Here is a 14,931-nt window from a genome sequence, read left to right on the forward strand (position 1 = left end):
CCCTAGCCGGTCAGCCCGCTCCGCCGCCTCTCCCCGACTCAAATGGCCAAATTCGAGCTAAGAACGGTCGCTAAAACCACCTGTGATCTGCCTCTTCTGCGGATCTACTGGTACGACGCCATGCGCCTCGGCCGTCCCACCCCAGAACAATCTGCCCTTGCCGATTCCAATGATATTAAGGTCAGGCTTGGTCAAATAAATTCTGCCGGTGAACAAAAAGGGGTGGATGCCCTTATTATCACAGACCTTGCTGAGCTAGCCCGTAACCACGCCATCACTGATGCCGTTCTCCTATCAGGCGATGAGGATGTAAGGGTAGGAGTGGTACTGGCACAGCAGTTTGGTGTCCGGGTTCATCTTGTCGGAATTGAACCATCCAGGGCGAATCAATCTCGTTCCCTTATGCAAGAAGCTGATACGACCACCGAGTGGGACGTGTCGGCAATTCGGTCATTCCTTGCCTACTCGCCACCTTCATCGCCCACAGCCAATAGCGCAGTTGCAAATAGTGGCTTGGAAGCTCTCATTGAGCCTATGATTACCGCTTTTGATCCTGGAACTCTTGCAACACTAAAGTCCCATTTCGCATCGAACAGCCAAGTGCCGTCCGAACATGATCGCCCCTTGCTAAGGATTGGCCGCCTTCACTACGGACAAAGCTCTCTCTCGGATCCAGAGCGCACCACCCTCCGCCGAACTTTTATGCGACTGGTCTTAGCTCACTCATAAAGCTAGAGTATGTTGCAGAGTTAACTACGGGTTCGATAACCAGCAAAACCTCTAATTTTCGATCAGCCGCAAGCCGGAGAGCAGGGCGGGGTTTCAGGGTCGAAGGAGTAGACGCAGCCTCCCCCGGCTCCGGGCTGGTCCTCGGCGCGGCTGATCGGCACGCCCTTGAGGTGGCAGAGCAGCAGCGCCCCAACGCCGCCATGGGAGACGATGGCGATGTCCCCCTCTCTGGGGGCTGTCGACCGTAGGCCATAGCCCACTGCTCGTTTGTCAGCGCCGTCCCGTTCTCCAAAAGCCAGAGAACGTAGCCATCGTGTGAAGGATTCAGGCGCTAACGGGACCTAACTGCTGGTGGCCTTCTGACGAGAAGAAAAAGCCGCCCCACCGGTAGTCCTCTTATGGGCCACGCTGAAAGGTCAACGTGCGGTTTTCCGGCTAGACCGCACTGCGGGCGCCGCATCACCCGCGCCTGCACGGGAGGCGAGTTCCTCGATGCGCCGAGCGCTCTCCGCTCGCTCCTGCCGCAGCTGCTCGATCTCAGCCCGCGCTGCCTTGAGCTCAGTTCGCGCCTCGGCTTCTGCCTGCGCGGCAGTCAGCCTTTTGTGCGTCGCCTCGTGTAACTCGGAACGCAGATGGGCTGCCTCACCCTCAGCGCGCTTAATGCCAGCGGCTGCCACGGCCGCTTCTCGGGCTGCGTCGGTAGCGGCCTGGCTGAGCGCGGCAATTCGGCTCTCCCACTCCGTCCGCTCAGCGTCCGCTCTCTCCAGAGCGTCCCCCGCATCCAACAGCTTTTGGGCGTGCTCCGCGCGCTCAACACGCAACTGGTCGAATTCGCTCTGGAACTTTGCGTGCAGGTCGGCCTGAATCTGCCGGAAGCCTGCCAGCAGCGCGCCTCGGACGTGTGTGGCGACGGACGCAATGGCTTGGTCCGTCAATTCGCCCAGGCCTGGTGGCAGAAGGTGGTCGTTAGCTGTTTCGTCCTGACTGTTTTGCCTATCGGCATCAGCCAATTGGCTAGCGCGTGTGTCTAGATAGTCCGGCCCGCCCCGCCCGATCATCCGGCGGAGCGACCATCCGTTTACAGGCGCATTGGCGTCCTTGAGCCGTCGAACGGCATCCAGGATCTGCTCGTCTGTCACCTCCGGCCGGCGCCCGCCCCGTCCGCGCACCTCACTAGCTATCTCGCTCATGGTCACCCCCTTCATCGCCCTCACGGCTACGTTACCCCGCAGGTTTGAAGAAAGCACCAATAAACCAACTTCGCAACCAACCAACCAACCAACCGGCAAACTAACCAACTATTGCTTATCTATATGCTATCTATCCGAACAGACCGGGCCTCTAGGCTTTAACCTCGGAGTCACATTTTATCAAACGCTCCTTTCAGATTGTGAATTTTGGGTAAAAAGGGCATGGTGGAGGGATGAGTGCCGCCTCATCTCCCCGCTACGTTGCCTACTACCGTGTCTCCACCGACAAGCAGGGACGCTCCGGCTTGGGTTTGGACGCTCAGCGCGAGGCCGTCACCAGGCACGCTTCGGGGCACGGCGGCATCGTCCTCGCGGCGTTCGAGGAGGTGGAGAGCGGCCGTCGGGGCGACCGGCCACAGCTTCTCTTGGCGCTCGCTGAGTGCCGACTGCGCCGATGCGTGCTGCTGATCGCCAAGCTCGACCGCCTAGCACGCGACGCCCATTTTCTCCTTGGCCTGGAGAAGGCTGGCGTCGAGATCGTCGCGGCCGACATGCCCCATGCAAATCGCCTCACCATTGGCGTCATGGCGCTCGTCGCCGAGGAAGAAGCACGCGCCACTTCGGCGCGGACCAAGGCTGCCCTCGCTGCCGCAAAGGCACGGGGCGTGAGGCTCGGTAACCCTCATCTGCAACCGGGTAATAGCGCGACCGCAGCTGATGCTCGCAGCGCCTGGTCAGCCATGGCCCACCGACGCGCAGTTGAGGTGCGTCCTTATCTAGATGCAGCTCGCGGGGCCGGCGCCTCCACGCTGCGGGATCTCGCCGGTGCACTTACTGCTCGTGGCGTACCTCTGCCCTCTGGACGTGTTTCGCCGTGGCGTCCCGAGACAGTGCGTCGCGTCCTCGCCCGAATACCAGCCTGACGCTCGCGCCGTATCTGGCGCCGACTGAGATGCGCAAGCACATCGTGGAAGATCGAGATCATGCCTGGACTTCAGCCAGCACCTAGCACAGGCGCCATCCGCACCTGGCTCGCACAGGGGAAGAGAGTGGCGCGGGGTAGGGGAGGGCGCGGCCGTTTGGGCGACATCGCCCGCTTCTTGCGGCGCGAGGCCGCCGACGTAGATCATGGGCGCCAGGAGGAGGGGCTTACCTGGGACGATATCGCCCTAGCAGCCGCTAAGGTGGGTGTTGCCCGGGCGGATGGTAGCCCGTACCCGGGCCCCAGCTTCAGCCAGGTGTGGGGGCGGCTGATTGAGCGGAAGCAGATCGTCCTGGCGGCTGCTAATGCCGGCGCCCCCGCCTCGAACCCACAACCGCCACAGCCGCAAGAGGCCCTGGACGCCAGCAGCCTGATTGGTGAAGTGGCTGAGACTGCAGTGCAGGTAAGCGCACCTGCGCGCCGACCTCAACGCAAACCGGTTGATAAGGTGCCAGAGCCTGCAGTGCAGGTAAGCACGCCTGCACGCCGCCCTCGGCGGTCAAAGCACCCTGAGAAGGTGATCTTCGGCATGAACGTGAGGAAAGCGCGGGAACGGCGCGGGCTCACTCAGGTAGAGCTCGCCCGCCTAACCGGCATCGGGCAATCGGAGCTAAGTGCGGTTGAGCGAGGTGTTGCCAACAGCACTATCGAAACAATGTCGCGGCTCGCAGCCGCCGTTAAAGAGCCGCTGCACGGCCTGTTGGCGGGGTGATCTAGGATGCGCGGCATTCCGGAGATCTGCCAACTATGATGCCGTCGCACGCCCCTTTGTCCGCCTTGGGGTGACAGGTTTACGTGCTGGGCGTCTAACGCCGACCAAATGTGTCGTCCCAAGCAGATCTTCACTCCTCTCAAGGAACGGAACGCCTGCTGCCCTCACCCAACCCACCATTTCGCTCGGGATCTTCGGTGGCTCAGCTCGCCCCTCGGCGACATCGAGTGCAACGACTGCGTCAGGCCGATAGATCGCGTAGGTGACGTTGCCACGGACCCCCAGGGGCACGACCATCCAGCCCGGTAGTTTGCCAATCTCTTCAAGAGCCGCGCGCAACTTTAGATAGCGCTTCCGCTTGGCCGGGGCCCCTTCCTCCAGCTCGTTGCCGTAGACGTGTTTCTCCAACCTCGAAATACTAATTCGAGCGCACGTCGGCGTACCTGAGAGCCAGGCCGCCACCCACCGGTGACAGGCTTTGGAAGCATCCGCTTGGAGCAGGTTACGTTCCCGCAAGCTCAAGCGTACAGATTTCGCGTCACCCAGCACAGCCTCGGCGAGAGCATGATGCAACGCTAGGTAAACCTTGCGCTGCTTCGGCCTCATAGCGACTGACAAAAGGAGCATCGATCCCTGATCACCAGAAACCTTGTCCTCAACCCAGACGGTCACGCCACTCAACCGTTTAAGCGACCGCTGGAGCGTCTTGTGGTTGCCTCCTGTATCAGAGAGACCCAGCAGCTCTAGTAAGGCGTTGTCCGTCGTCACAACTGCCAGCGAGGAGCGGTTTACTGCAAAGCCTGATGCCTGCTGACCCTCGCGCAAGGTCCTTCCGACCTCGCCCGTCGCGCCAGCGGGAAGCTCCTGCCCTTTGTGGCACTCACTGACTACGGCCCAGAGCACGGATTCATCTAGGATGTCTAATGCCTCGTGTCCGCGGAACTCAAAGCGGTAGCGCTCGCCCTCATAGACGACGAACAGGGGCTCCGCCCGCGTATTCCTGTCCTTCAATGGGCGGAACAGGCCGTCGACTAGAGCGATACCCCGTTCAACCTTCGCGAAAGGGTCTTTGCGTGGCAGTGGTGGTAGGGCGACGACCTCACTCACTGAACACCCCTCCCCGCATCGAGGTGAATCCTGCCTTGCTACCGCCCGACGGCTTCAAGGTCGACACCTTGGCCCCAGTGACATGCGCTGGGGACACTGCATGCTGCAGCAACGTGGAGCGCTTCTCTGCGGCCGTGCGTTCCTGTGTTGTAGGCGGCGGAGGTTCGCTGCCTTCAAGCAATCCGCAGTCAGTTCGGCGCCACCACAGCGCCGCAGATCCGCGGACGTAGTTGGCCTTAACCCGCTTAGTTCCCACCCAGGACCAGGCCGTCTCCGGATCCTCGCCACGATCTAAGGCGTCTTCCTCCGACATGCCCCACATGTTGAGCTGCCAACGCGCATTGTTGGTGATTTTGTGAGACCCGCTAGCAGCACCTTGCCCTTGGGCCCCTTTGCCAGATTGGGAGGATTTGTTCATGTGGTGGACGAAAATGACGGCAGCTTCCGTCTTGCGCGCCAAGCGATCCAAGTAGCGCATGAAAGCCGTCATATGCACGGAGTCTGCTTCATCCAATTCTGGAGCGACTTTACTCGTGGTATCGAGAATGATGAGCCGAGTACCCTCGGCAACTTCCATCAATGCCGGAAAGAGTGCGCCCTGTTGGACCATGGCTAGCCGCTGGAGCGTATTGAGTTCGGCGAGCGTTAGGTCTGTCCCGACAGTGCAGTGAACGACCAGATTCTGCTCAATGTAAGGAACCAAGGCCTCCCACTGAACGTCACCATATCGGCGCACAAGATCAGCTTTCATGGCGTAAGCGCGGCGCCAAATCTCCTCTTCGTCGTCCTCACCGTTCACGTAGAGCACTCGCCCTTGCTTCAAGGGTGACATGGCTGGCCCAAACAGTCCCCACAGATCGCAGCCGACAGCGATGCTCAATGCGGTCTGCAGCGCAGCGTAGGATTTGCCCACCCCTCCGGCGCCGATGATTGATCCAACACTCTTCCTGCGCAGACCAGGCAGGGTATCGTCCGGCTCTGGCGGTACACTCTCGAACATGAGAAGAGCGTTTTTGCGCGTTGCACCGAAGGTGGCGCGCTCTGCGTTGCTCAAGCGGCGATCTGCGATCGCCTGGTCGGACGAGATCTGGGCGACCACGGCCGGCGTTGTTCCTTCCGCAGTCCCCACGGACACGGCCAGAGCAGGTGACCACGGGTATGCGGTGTCGGCAATGAAGGCTCTCAGTCGGTCAGGTGACCACTTCTCCGCTGTCAGCGCGTCGGACACATCCCACTTTTTGCCCCTGCCAGCGGCCGGCCGGATCCAACTCAGGGATCTGCAGCCTAGTGACCACAAATGGGCACCCAGAGCGGCCATTGTTGCGTCGCCCTCTGGATCGTTATCAGGCCAGAGGGCCACGTCACCCTCGGCAATGATCGCCCAGTCGGTTTTGGCCCAGGCCTGGCCTCCTCCGACCCAACTGACAACGGTGCGATCGTCGTCACCTGACAGTACTCGTGCAGCGTCCTCCTGGTTTTTTTCGCCCTCGACGATGAGGTAACGAGGCGGGCGGCCTTCGTCGCGTGCAGCAGAGACTGCGGACGCGCCAAATACAGCACGAGGAACGGGAAAAGACCCGAAACACCACCCCTCGTTGACGCTGCCATCCGCGAGCTTGATGTTTCGAGCCCAGCCGACCTGAGGAGTGGACTTTTTCCTGCCGGTGCTGGGTTTCGCCGGGGTACGAACAACATACCCAAGCAGTTCGCCGCGCCAGCCGCGGTATTCATGAACCCTGTCAACCGGCAACTCCATGCGCCACGGCTTGCCACCTGGCTCCCGAGGATCGTTCTTTGGCGCAAAGATAGGCGCGGTCTTTCCGCCGGCTGGGTTCCACAGATCCGGCACCCCAGCCGGCACTTCTTCCGCGAACTCGTAGAGTGCTGGCGGTGGAGGGAGGGCGTCTGCCTCCTGCCTGCGCCGCGCGATCCGCTCTAGCGCCTCCCGCGATGGGGCGCGCGATAGTCCGACCTGGTCACGGATCTCGCGGATCACGTCCTTGGTTTCGCGGTGCTCAATCCGGCACAGGAAATCGATAACGTCGCCCCGGGCTCCACATCCGAAGCAGACGAACCTCTGATGGGCGGCGCCCTGGTCAATTCGGTAGACGTAAAAACTGGGATTCTTCTCGGCATGGAACGGGCAAAGTCCACGCGCTTCCTTGGTTCCCCGCTGGAGCCGGACGTAGCGGCCCGCAACCTCCCAAAGGGGGTCAAAGACCATTTTAAGGTCGATAACAGAATGATCGAATTGTTGTGTAGGCACTGGCGCCGATTCCCGTTGTTTGTTCGGCGCTTAGGAGATATCTCCATCCCTCTGGCGCCGCGGACGGAGCCACCCGTCCGCTTTTGTCACAGAAGGCCCGGCGCCGCAGTTCCCGCTGCAGCGCTGGGCCTTTTCGTTGAGCTAACCGCTTGCCGGCCTCGCGCAACCTTGGGCAGCAGCGACCTCCTGGCGACTGCCAGTTTTCCCTCGAATTCGAGTGCGAGCTGGCATTCGCCCCTCGGCCTGGAGCCGCGCAGCGCGATCCCGCCCAGCAACCAGGTACTGGTGAGGCAGGTGCTGGCGCACGAGTTCCTCCAGGATCTCGTTCATCGACCGGCCTTCCTCAAAAGCAGCGACCCGGAGAGCCTCAGTCAGATCGACATCTAGTTGAGTTGCGAACGGGACGGTCGTCGATGATCGGTTCATCCGCCATGTCCATATGGTGTCATGACAGCATGATATGCCCGCACTGATTGTGCAAGACAATCCATCGCTCGCCCAGCGATTTGCACAGCTTCACCATCCGTCAAGGCAGGGACATCTTGTGCAATTCACTGAAAAATATGGCATTCTTGCTCTTACTCGAGGGCCCCAGCGGCCGGTAAGGAAGGCCTCCTGGTAGTGTGCTGGCGGTACTGAGTTGTCCTGGTCAGCAAAGTTCTTGATGCGTTCGTTTTCTCTAGCATGTCCCGTCAAGGCAGGGACGTTTTCCCGTCAAGGCAGGCGCGTCGGTCCCGTCAAGGCAGGCACGTTTGTCCCGTCAAGGCAGGGACGTTTTCCCGTCAAAGCAGGGACGTCTTCCCGTCAAGGCAGGGACGTTTTCCCGTCAAGGCAGGCACGTTCCCGGAACGCAACGAACATCAAAATACTATCTGATTTCAGGGGTTTAAAGAGCCCTTCGAGGAGATTTTTCGCGCCAACCTAATAGACTCTGTAGACCTCTCTAAGAGGTTCTACAGAGAGGCTGCGCGCCCGCAAAAGCGGGTCGCAGCCTCTCTGAGAGGGAAGGAGTGGCTCCGCTTCTGCCCCCTAGCAGTTGACCCAGGTTCGGCAACGGAGACTCAGGCGGGCCCGCCAAGGGCGCAGGACCTTCATTGCCGGGCGCCCTGGAGTTGCCTTGGCAGAAGAGGCCTCCGCAGCGAAGTGAGATGATAGGCGCCCCGTGATGGGTGACCTCCCTCCCGTTTCACACGCACCCACGGAGATACCATGCCCAGCCTCAGTCTAATGCTCGCGGCCGCGGCCGCTGTAGGGCTCCTAATCGTTGCCCCCCAGATCCCAGACGAGATCAAGGCCAAAATTCGCGGCTTCGCTGCACTGGTCGCGGTCGGCGGATTGGTCCTCGTCATCGCCTCCCACATCGAAACTGAGACCAAGTTTGCATTCGCGCTGCTCCTCGCCGTCGGCGCTGCCGCTTGGCACGCATACGACGACCAGACCGAAGGGGCCGCCTTCCTAATCGCGGGTGCAGTCCTGGCCGCCGGCACGTTCGTGGCAGGCGCGTTGGCAGGCTAAGCCTCCGCCCCTTGGCTTCCGCCTGTCCGTATTCAGTCCGTCGTTTGGCTGCATTTGGTCCGCCATTTGCCCGCCATTTGTCCGTAAAAGTCCCGCCAACCACTTCGCATACACCAATGCACCTGTGGCGCGAATCACAACCGAAACGACGTAGGGTGGGGTGCACCGGAGGGGGTAGAACGGGTGGGAACGCACCGGCACCACGATGGGCACACCGTGGGGCTAGGTAGGGCTGGTCTTGCCCCAAGCGCCTCCTCAATGCCCCTTCTTTTGCAGCAGGCGGATCGGTCGTGCGCGCGGGGAGCGCTGGGTGAAAACCCAGCGCAGCGCGCCCGGACTGCCCTCGCCACCAGCGCTGCAGCCTTGAGCCCGGGCGCCCGAGGGCGCCGGCATAGGCCGGCGGCCTCGGGTCAGAATGGGCGCAGAGTCTAGCCGTTCGTCTCGGGTTGACCCGAGTTTCATTCTTTTCGGGCATCATCCGATTAGCCAGGCGTGGCGAGTGTGGCCACAACTCCGTTGTGACCACACTCGCCAGCCCGGCCAGGGGCTTCGCCCCGTGGACCCCAGCAGGTGGGGGAGACCCCCTCCTGCACCACCCCCGGCCCGCTTCCTGCGGGCCTCCGTCGCCCCCTGGGGCGCCGGTCTGAGGATGTCAGATGCCTAGTCGGGCAGACATCGCGAAGATCTCGGGCACGACCCCGGAGCAGCGTGCGGCCTGGCGCACGGCTGCCGGCGGAGGTGGGCGGGCATTCTCGGCGTGGGCGCGGGACATCCTCGATGACGCTGCTCGAGGTGCTCCATCTCTGCCCGCGCGCTCCGCAGAAGCGGCAGCTCTGCGTGCGGAACTCGCTGGCCTCCGCTCCGAGCTGAACCGAGGGATTGGCAACCTGTTGGACCAGGTTGCCACTCGGCTGCACGTCGATGCCCTCGCGGGTCGAGCGCCGGACGTGGATGGGGTTGATGCTACGTTGGCTCAAGCGAGGGGGGAACTGGCCGACCTGCGGGCGGCCATCACCAAGGGGATCGCGGTGCTGGCCCCGCGGCGCACGCCGTGATTATCCAGGCCAGCCGACTGCTTGCCAATCCAGCCAGCCGCAAGTCCGTCGTCGCCCATGTTTTCGAGGGCGCGCAAAACGAGGAGGTGGTTGTCCTCCGCGGCGGCCGCGAGGACGTCGCCGACATGGTCGCTGACGCCATGGCTGCTCAGGTCAAATATGGCGTGCGCCATTTCAAAGTATCCCCGCGGGAGGCGACAACCAGAGAGGAGGCCCTTCAAGTTGTCGACGCACTAGCGCAGGAATTTGCGTTCGACCCCGCCAGGGCCACCATCATCGAACATGCCAAGCGCCGGGCCCGTGGGCCAAACGGCCAGGCGCACGGCCGCCACTGGCACGTGCTGGTGCCAGAATATGATCCCGTTGCCGGGCGCGTGCTGGACAGTAGCTGGCTGCGCCCGCGCCAGGAAAAAATCGCCAGGATGGCGGAAATCCGGTTGGGACATGGTCTGGTGACGGGCCGGTGGGGGCGCGCGGTTGAGCGGGCTTTGCTCGCCGAAGGCCGGGACGACCTAGCAGCCCAGGTTGCCGCAACCGCCAGGTCCCCGCGCCCTACATCGAGCTTCACGGCTGCTCAGCACCAGCGGGCAGAGCGGGAGGGGCTATCCGTCGCCCAAGCCAGGGCTGTCGTCGCCTCCGCGTGGGCAAGCGCGGACGGAGATGCCGCCCGCTTGGCGGCTCTCCGCGATGCTGGGGTTACCATTCAGCAGGGGCGCAAGGCGGGCGTCTGGACGGTTTCCGTGGGGGGGCAGGACCTCGGGGCCCTGGACCGGTACCTGCGGGAGGCTCGCCAGCAAGCCGGCCTCTCGGCTGAGGCGTGGCGGGCGACCGTCGATGAGGCGATGCAGCGCGCGCACCAGCCGCAGCCGTTGGCACCCGATGCCGTAGCGCCGGCGCCAGGCAGGCGTTCCAGGGCGGCAACCCGCCGCGCTGAGCGCCTGTTGGCAGGAGCCGACCCCGCCCGCCTGGCCTCTCTGGCAGGTCAGGCGGCGCAGGTGCGGGACATTGCCAATACAGCGTTGCTGGCGCCCCCAGTTGCGACCGCCCCTGAGGCTGCGGACGAGCGGAAGCGACGCCGTGCAGTACGCCGAGCGGAGAGGAAGCTGCTGCGCGCGGATCCCCAGCACCTGGCGCGCCTCGCGGCCGAGGCGGCATCTGGCAGGCGAGCTGCTGAAGGGGCACAGGACCCCCGCTCCGGCGCTGAACCGGGAAGGGCGGGCCGCGCGGCGACACGCCGCGCTGAGCGCCTCCTGGCAGGGGGGGCCTCAGCCCGCCTCGCTGCCTTGGCAAAGCAGGCGACGGAGGTGCGAGACCTGGCCACAGCAGCGTTGCTGCCCCCTCCGGCCGCGGCTGCCCCCGAGGCTGTGGACGAGCGGAAGCGGCGACGGGCGATGCGCCGGGCGGAGAGAAGCCTGCTGCGCGCGGATCCCCAGCACCTGGCCTCACTGGCGGCCGCTGCCGCAGAGACCCGCCGGCTGGCAAGCGCCGCCCTAACGCCGGTAGCGACCTTGGCGGAGCCCCGTATTCCTGCCTCGCGCCTCGCCGAGGTTCGGCTGCGCGACGGTTTGTCCCACCCCACGCGCGCGGCTCGCCTGGTCGCGCTCCTCAGCACCTCAAAGGATTTTACCAATGCCGGCAGATCAGACACGGGACCTGGACGAACTGGATCAACTCAGGAGCCAGGAGACCGGATCCACGTCCCAAGCTCCAGAGCCCTGGGAACCAGTGCCGTGGGAACCGGAGGAATTGCCGATGGAGGACGCGGCCGGACCGCTGTTGCCGCCGGAGGATTCGGCAATCCTGCGCCGAGCGGCCGAGGGCGTAGATCGCTTGCAGGCGCTGCTGGACGAGGAGGAGCGGGACGGGGAGGAGAGCCCGCTCGACACGATGCTGCGGTTGCTCGAGGAAATGCTGGCCACGCAGAAGGCGATCGTGGAAACGACCCGGTTGCACAGAGAGGAAACCGCCGCGCTCGGACTGAGACTCTCCGCACTAGAGACGCGCTTGCCAAGCAAGGCCGCCGCCGCACCCTCGACCGCCTCCGCGGCCTTGCCCGAGACGTCCGAGGAGATGCCGCCAGACACCTCAGAGATCCACTAAAGGCACGTACGGCTTGGGCCGACGTCGCCGTGGTGCGGTCAGCCGCACCGACCGGCCGGCAGACCTATAAACTGACGCTTATCGCGGCCTTCTACGCGGGGCAGATCGACTCCACTGTTGCCGGCGATTTGGCATGGGTCCGGTCGGCCGCTGACCACGTTGAAGCGCTACTCCACGACGGCACCTGCATTCGCGACAATGGGGCATTGATCGAGGCGTCCGACATGTCGGACGCCGCCGCTCGCACGATGATGGCGCTGGCATCCGCCCACGGATGGACGCACATCGACATCGACGGCGACGAAGAGGCCAAGGCGGCGATGTGGTTAGCCGCCCAGAGGCGCGGCATCGAGGTAACCAATTGGCAGCCTCCAGCTGCCGTCCGGGCGGCCTGGGAACGAGAAGAAGCGGCTCGCAAGCGTACAGCGGGCATTCCTGCGCCGGCGGGACGGCCGCGCATGTCCCTGGCAAACGTCCTCTCGACGACCGCAGCGGCGCAGGGCAGCCGCAATGCCCTCAAGACCAAGCCTGCGCCAGCAGACGCGGATACCCAGGTCCGGCAGGAGCAGCCGGAGAGGAAGGCCGATCCGGTGGATCAGCTGCGCCGGTCGCCCATTCCGGACGCGCGGACGGTTGAACTGTTGGGCCAAGCACGAGCTCAGGAACTCGCGCGGCGGCGCCAAGCGCCCGCTAGTCGGCAGATCGCCTCAATACCGGGACCGGAGGCGTCTGAGGCAGAGCGAACCTCATGGCTGGCAGCAATGAGCCGCCAAGCCACGGATGCCCGCGAGCGCTTCCGTAGGGCAGCAGAGGATGCCCCCCCACTGACGGCCTCCGATGCCCGGCGGCGCCTCCTGACTGAGCCTGAGGCGGCGCTGCGCGAGGCAAAGCGTGACGCTCACGCTTCAGCACGAGCCTTGGCCGAGCACCAGGCGGAGCGGCCAGGTGCTCTCACGAGGTGGATGAATCTAGGCGGCGCCGGCGAGCAGTGGCGCCGGAACGCTGAGGCTCTGGAGACCCGCCAACAGGCTGCCGTCGCAGCGCTGGAGGAGGCGGCGGCCTTCCACCGTGAGCGCGCGCGACATTTAGCGTCACCGGAGGGCGCCGCCGAGATCCGCGATGTGCTGGATCGCTCGTGGCTGGTGGCCGAACTCTCCCAACTCAGGCAGCGCGATCTATCAGCCGAGATCCAGGAGATCGAGCGTCGGGTGCAGAGGGCTCAGCGTGACTGGGCCGGTTCGCCTGCTGGCGAGCTGGCCTCACGCCGCCCATCGACACTGGGGTGAGTCGCATCGGACGTAAGGGCAGCCTCCTCTCGGCGTCGTGATGACGAAAAACCGATATTTCGTCATTTCAAACTTCCGACTTTACTAATTTCCGGTTACCTACGGACACCGCCAAACGTCGGTGTGCCGAGCGGTAGCGGAAGGACGTAGCCATGAAGTTTTGTAAGGGGGGGCGATGGGAGCCGAGCCGGGCCAAGAAACCGAACCTCCGCGTTTTCGCCCATTCGCCTTTACGCAACCGTGTGAATCCCTTAACCCGGAAGAACTTACGGGCGCTGGGGACGGTAGGCTGTTGCAAGCGGCGGCGGTGGACGGGATCACAGAGGCCGAACTGCGCGCAGGGATCGAGCGCGGGGAGGCCCGCGTATCTAGGGTCGTCGTGGTCCTCCTGGATCGCGCGGGCGAATACGAGCTCTATTTCCGCCTCGCTGGCCGCTCGGGGTACCTGCCGCTCCTCAAGAGAAGGAGAGAGGGCGTTCGGACCTGGAACGACTTCCGCAACCTGCAGAAGTTCGTCGCGACGGCCGGCGGCTATCGCGGCCCGGTCCATGTCTATCCCGAGGACTGGCCAACGCTCACCCGCCTCGGCATCCCCGCCCACCCGGTCTAATGCCGGACTGATCCCTGACGGGGCTGCCTGATGTCGGCGGCCCTCAAGATGGCAGAAACCCCGCGGGAGATTGTCGCCCGTCGGCGGGCGATGATGCTGCGCAACCTCTTCGGCGAGTTGATCGGCGGCCTGATCGCCCAGGAAGGCGTGACGGATATTGTCTGCAGTTCGGCTGGCAAGGTTTTCGTCACGGAGACCGGGCGGGGCAAGCGGCTTGCGGGTGTCCTTCACTCTCTCGACGCCGAGAAGCTCATCTACGCGATCGCCAAGTCTGCCGGCGAGCACGTTGCCAAGGAAAATCCAAGCCTCGCGGCTGAGCTGGTGATCAATGATGTCGAGCTACGGGTGCAGGCGTTTCTGCCGCCAGCCACGCGCGCTCCGGCGATCATCATCCGCAAAGCCGCATCGCGCATTTACACGCTGCAGGACTACCTCAAACAGGGCGTGATCACCGCACCGCAGTTGGAGCTTTTTGAGGCTGCTATCGCAGACCGCAAGAACGTCCTCATCTGCGGCGGCACTGGCACCGGCAAAACGACGTTCATGAACGCGCTCCTGGAGGGCGTCGCGCGCCTGACGCCGGACGATCGCGTTTGTGGCGTTGAGCGGACACGTGAGCTGCAATGCACGATTGCGGACCAGGAGTTCCTGCGGGTCAGCGACACCTATCAGGCGCAGCGCGCTTTGCAGGATCTACTGCGGGCCTACCCCACAAGGATCATGGTGGGCGAGGTGCGCGGGCCTGAGGCGCTCGAAATGCTCTACGCGTGGAACACGGGCCATGACGGAGGGTTCTGCACGATCCACAGCAAAACCTCCCGGCCGTCGCCGCGCGCTGCGCTGCTGCGGCTGGAGCAGGCGGCTGCCCTGGCGGCCACCACTACCCCTCTCCGACTGCAGGCCATGATCGGCGAGGTCGTCGATCTCGTGGTCTGCATCAGCCGCACCGATGCGAATCCAGCCGGGCGCATCGTCAGCTACATCGGGGAGGTCCTTGGCTGGGACGGAAATGAATACATCACGGGAAAGGACGCATTGACATGACCTATCGCACGCAAAGGATGCTGCACCTGGGGCGCTATGCGGCAATGGGCGCGCTCATCGCAGCGATCGCGCTCGCGCCGGGTGACGCCTGGGCCACGTCCAGCGCCGGCATGCCGTGGTCGAGCGGGATGAATCAGCTGAGCAACGAAGCCAAAGGCGGATTGGCTTTTGTCTTCATCATTTTGGGCTGCGTGGGCGGTTTCACAGAGTATATCAACAACGGCCAGCTTTCCATGCTGCTCACACTGGCTGGGCGGGCCGGCATCGTCATCGGCATGCTGGGCGGAATCGTCACGTTCGCCAGCCTGTTTGGCATGACGGCCGCGGTGCTCTGA

The 14,931-nt window shown here is 63.8% G+C and carries 15 protein-coding genes; 9 read left to right on the top strand and 6 right to left on the bottom strand.

What is annotated here, in order from left to right; translation table 11 throughout:
• The first annotated feature begins 42 nt into the window (after positions 1–42).
• A complete protein-coding gene (locus tag ACFFIC_RS26735) occupies positions 43–729 on the top strand; it encodes an NYN domain-containing protein (RefSeq protein WP_377056188.1) in 687 nt (228 codons plus the stop codon).
• A 62-nt stretch (positions 730–791) separates the two neighbouring features.
• Here the strand turns inward: ACFFIC_RS26735 and ACFFIC_RS26740 are convergent, their stop codons facing one another.
• Positions 792–989, bottom strand: coding sequence for a histidine phosphatase family protein (locus tag ACFFIC_RS26740; RefSeq protein ID WP_377056190.1), 198 nt, complete (start codon positions 987–989; stop codon positions 792–794).
• Between the two features lie 156 nt (positions 990–1,145).
• Positions 1,146–1,919: a hypothetical protein gene (locus ACFFIC_RS26745; RefSeq protein WP_377056192.1), complete on the bottom strand. Its 774-nt coding sequence runs from the start codon at positions 1,917–1,919 to the stop codon at positions 1,146–1,148.
• A gap of 233 nt (positions 1,920–2,152) precedes the next feature.
• Between ACFFIC_RS26745 and ACFFIC_RS26750 the strand changes: the two genes are divergently transcribed.
• Complete coding sequence (locus ACFFIC_RS26750) at positions 2,153–2,842, top strand: recombinase family protein (protein WP_377056194.1); 690 nt, start codon at positions 2,153–2,155, stop codon at positions 2,840–2,842.
• A 156-nt stretch (positions 2,843–2,998) separates the two neighbouring features.
• The gene (locus tag ACFFIC_RS26755; RefSeq protein ID WP_377056196.1) at positions 2,999–3,613 is read left to right on the top strand and encodes a helix-turn-helix transcriptional regulator; all 615 of its coding nucleotides are present in this window, start codon (positions 2,999–3,001) and stop codon (positions 3,611–3,613) included.
• Positions 3,614–3,646: 33 nt separating this feature from the next.
• Here ACFFIC_RS26755 and repC read toward each other — a convergent pair whose 3' ends face one another.
• The 3 genes from repC to ACFFIC_RS26770 form a co-directional block, all read right to left on the bottom strand.
• A complete protein-coding gene (gene repC, locus ACFFIC_RS26760) occupies positions 3,647–4,720 on the bottom strand; it encodes a replication protein C, IncQ-type (RefSeq protein WP_377056198.1) in 1,074 nt (357 codons plus the stop codon).
• Positions 4,713–6,944: an AAA family ATPase gene (locus ACFFIC_RS26765; RefSeq protein ID WP_377056200.1), complete on the bottom strand. Its 2,232-nt coding sequence runs from the start codon at positions 6,942–6,944 to the stop codon at positions 4,713–4,715. Before ACFFIC_RS26765 ends, repC begins: the two co-directional genes overlap by 8 nt.
• Positions 6,945–7,127: 183 nt before the next feature.
• Positions 7,128–7,412, bottom strand: coding sequence for a ribbon-helix-helix protein, CopG family (locus tag ACFFIC_RS26770; RefSeq protein ID WP_377056202.1), 285 nt, complete (start codon positions 7,410–7,412; stop codon positions 7,128–7,130).
• A 783-nt stretch (positions 7,413–8,195) separates the two neighbouring features.
• Here ACFFIC_RS26770 and ACFFIC_RS26775 point away from each other — a divergent pair.
• A complete protein-coding gene (locus ACFFIC_RS26775) occupies positions 8,196–8,501 on the top strand; it encodes a hypothetical protein (protein WP_377056204.1) in 306 nt (101 codons plus the stop codon).
• Positions 8,502–9,474: 973 nt separating this feature from the next.
• Here the strand turns inward: ACFFIC_RS26775 and ACFFIC_RS26780 are convergent.
• Positions 9,475–9,729 (bottom strand): hypothetical protein, encoded by a 255-nt coding sequence (locus tag ACFFIC_RS26780; RefSeq protein ID WP_377056206.1) that lies wholly within the window; start codon positions 9,727–9,729, stop codon positions 9,475–9,477.
• 1,579 nt (positions 9,730–11,308) lie between these two features.
• On the opposite strand from ACFFIC_RS26780, the gene ACFFIC_RS26785 reads away from it, so the two are divergent.
• The 5 genes from ACFFIC_RS26785 (at position 11,309) to ACFFIC_RS26805 (ending at position 14,931) form a co-directional block, all read left to right on the top strand.
• Positions 11,309–11,656, top strand: a complete 348-nt coding sequence (locus tag ACFFIC_RS26785; RefSeq protein WP_377056208.1) for a hypothetical protein — start codon at positions 11,309–11,311, stop codon at positions 11,654–11,656.
• Between the two features lie 29 nt (positions 11,657–11,685).
• Positions 11,686–12,942 (top strand): LPD7 domain-containing protein, encoded by a 1,257-nt coding sequence (locus ACFFIC_RS26790; RefSeq protein WP_377056210.1) that lies wholly within the window; start codon positions 11,686–11,688, stop codon positions 12,940–12,942.
• Between the two features lie 307 nt (positions 12,943–13,249).
• A complete protein-coding gene (locus ACFFIC_RS26795) occupies positions 13,250–13,552 on the top strand; it encodes a hypothetical protein (protein WP_377056212.1) in 303 nt (100 codons plus the stop codon).
• A gap of 30 nt (positions 13,553–13,582) precedes the next feature.
• On the top strand, positions 13,583–14,596 hold the full coding sequence (locus ACFFIC_RS26800; protein WP_377056214.1) for an ATPase, T2SS/T4P/T4SS family: 1,014 nt from the start codon (positions 13,583–13,585) through the stop codon (positions 14,594–14,596).
• Positions 14,593–14,931, top strand: coding sequence for a hypothetical protein (locus tag ACFFIC_RS26805; protein WP_377056216.1), 339 nt, complete (start codon positions 14,593–14,595; stop codon positions 14,929–14,931). The genes ACFFIC_RS26800 and ACFFIC_RS26805 overlap by 4 nt, the downstream gene beginning before the upstream one ends.

The sequence above is a fragment of the Muricoccus vinaceus genome, assembly GCF_042433125.1.
GTDB classification, from domain to species: Bacteria; Pseudomonadota; Alphaproteobacteria; order Acetobacterales; family Acetobacteraceae; genus Roseomonas; species Roseomonas vinacea.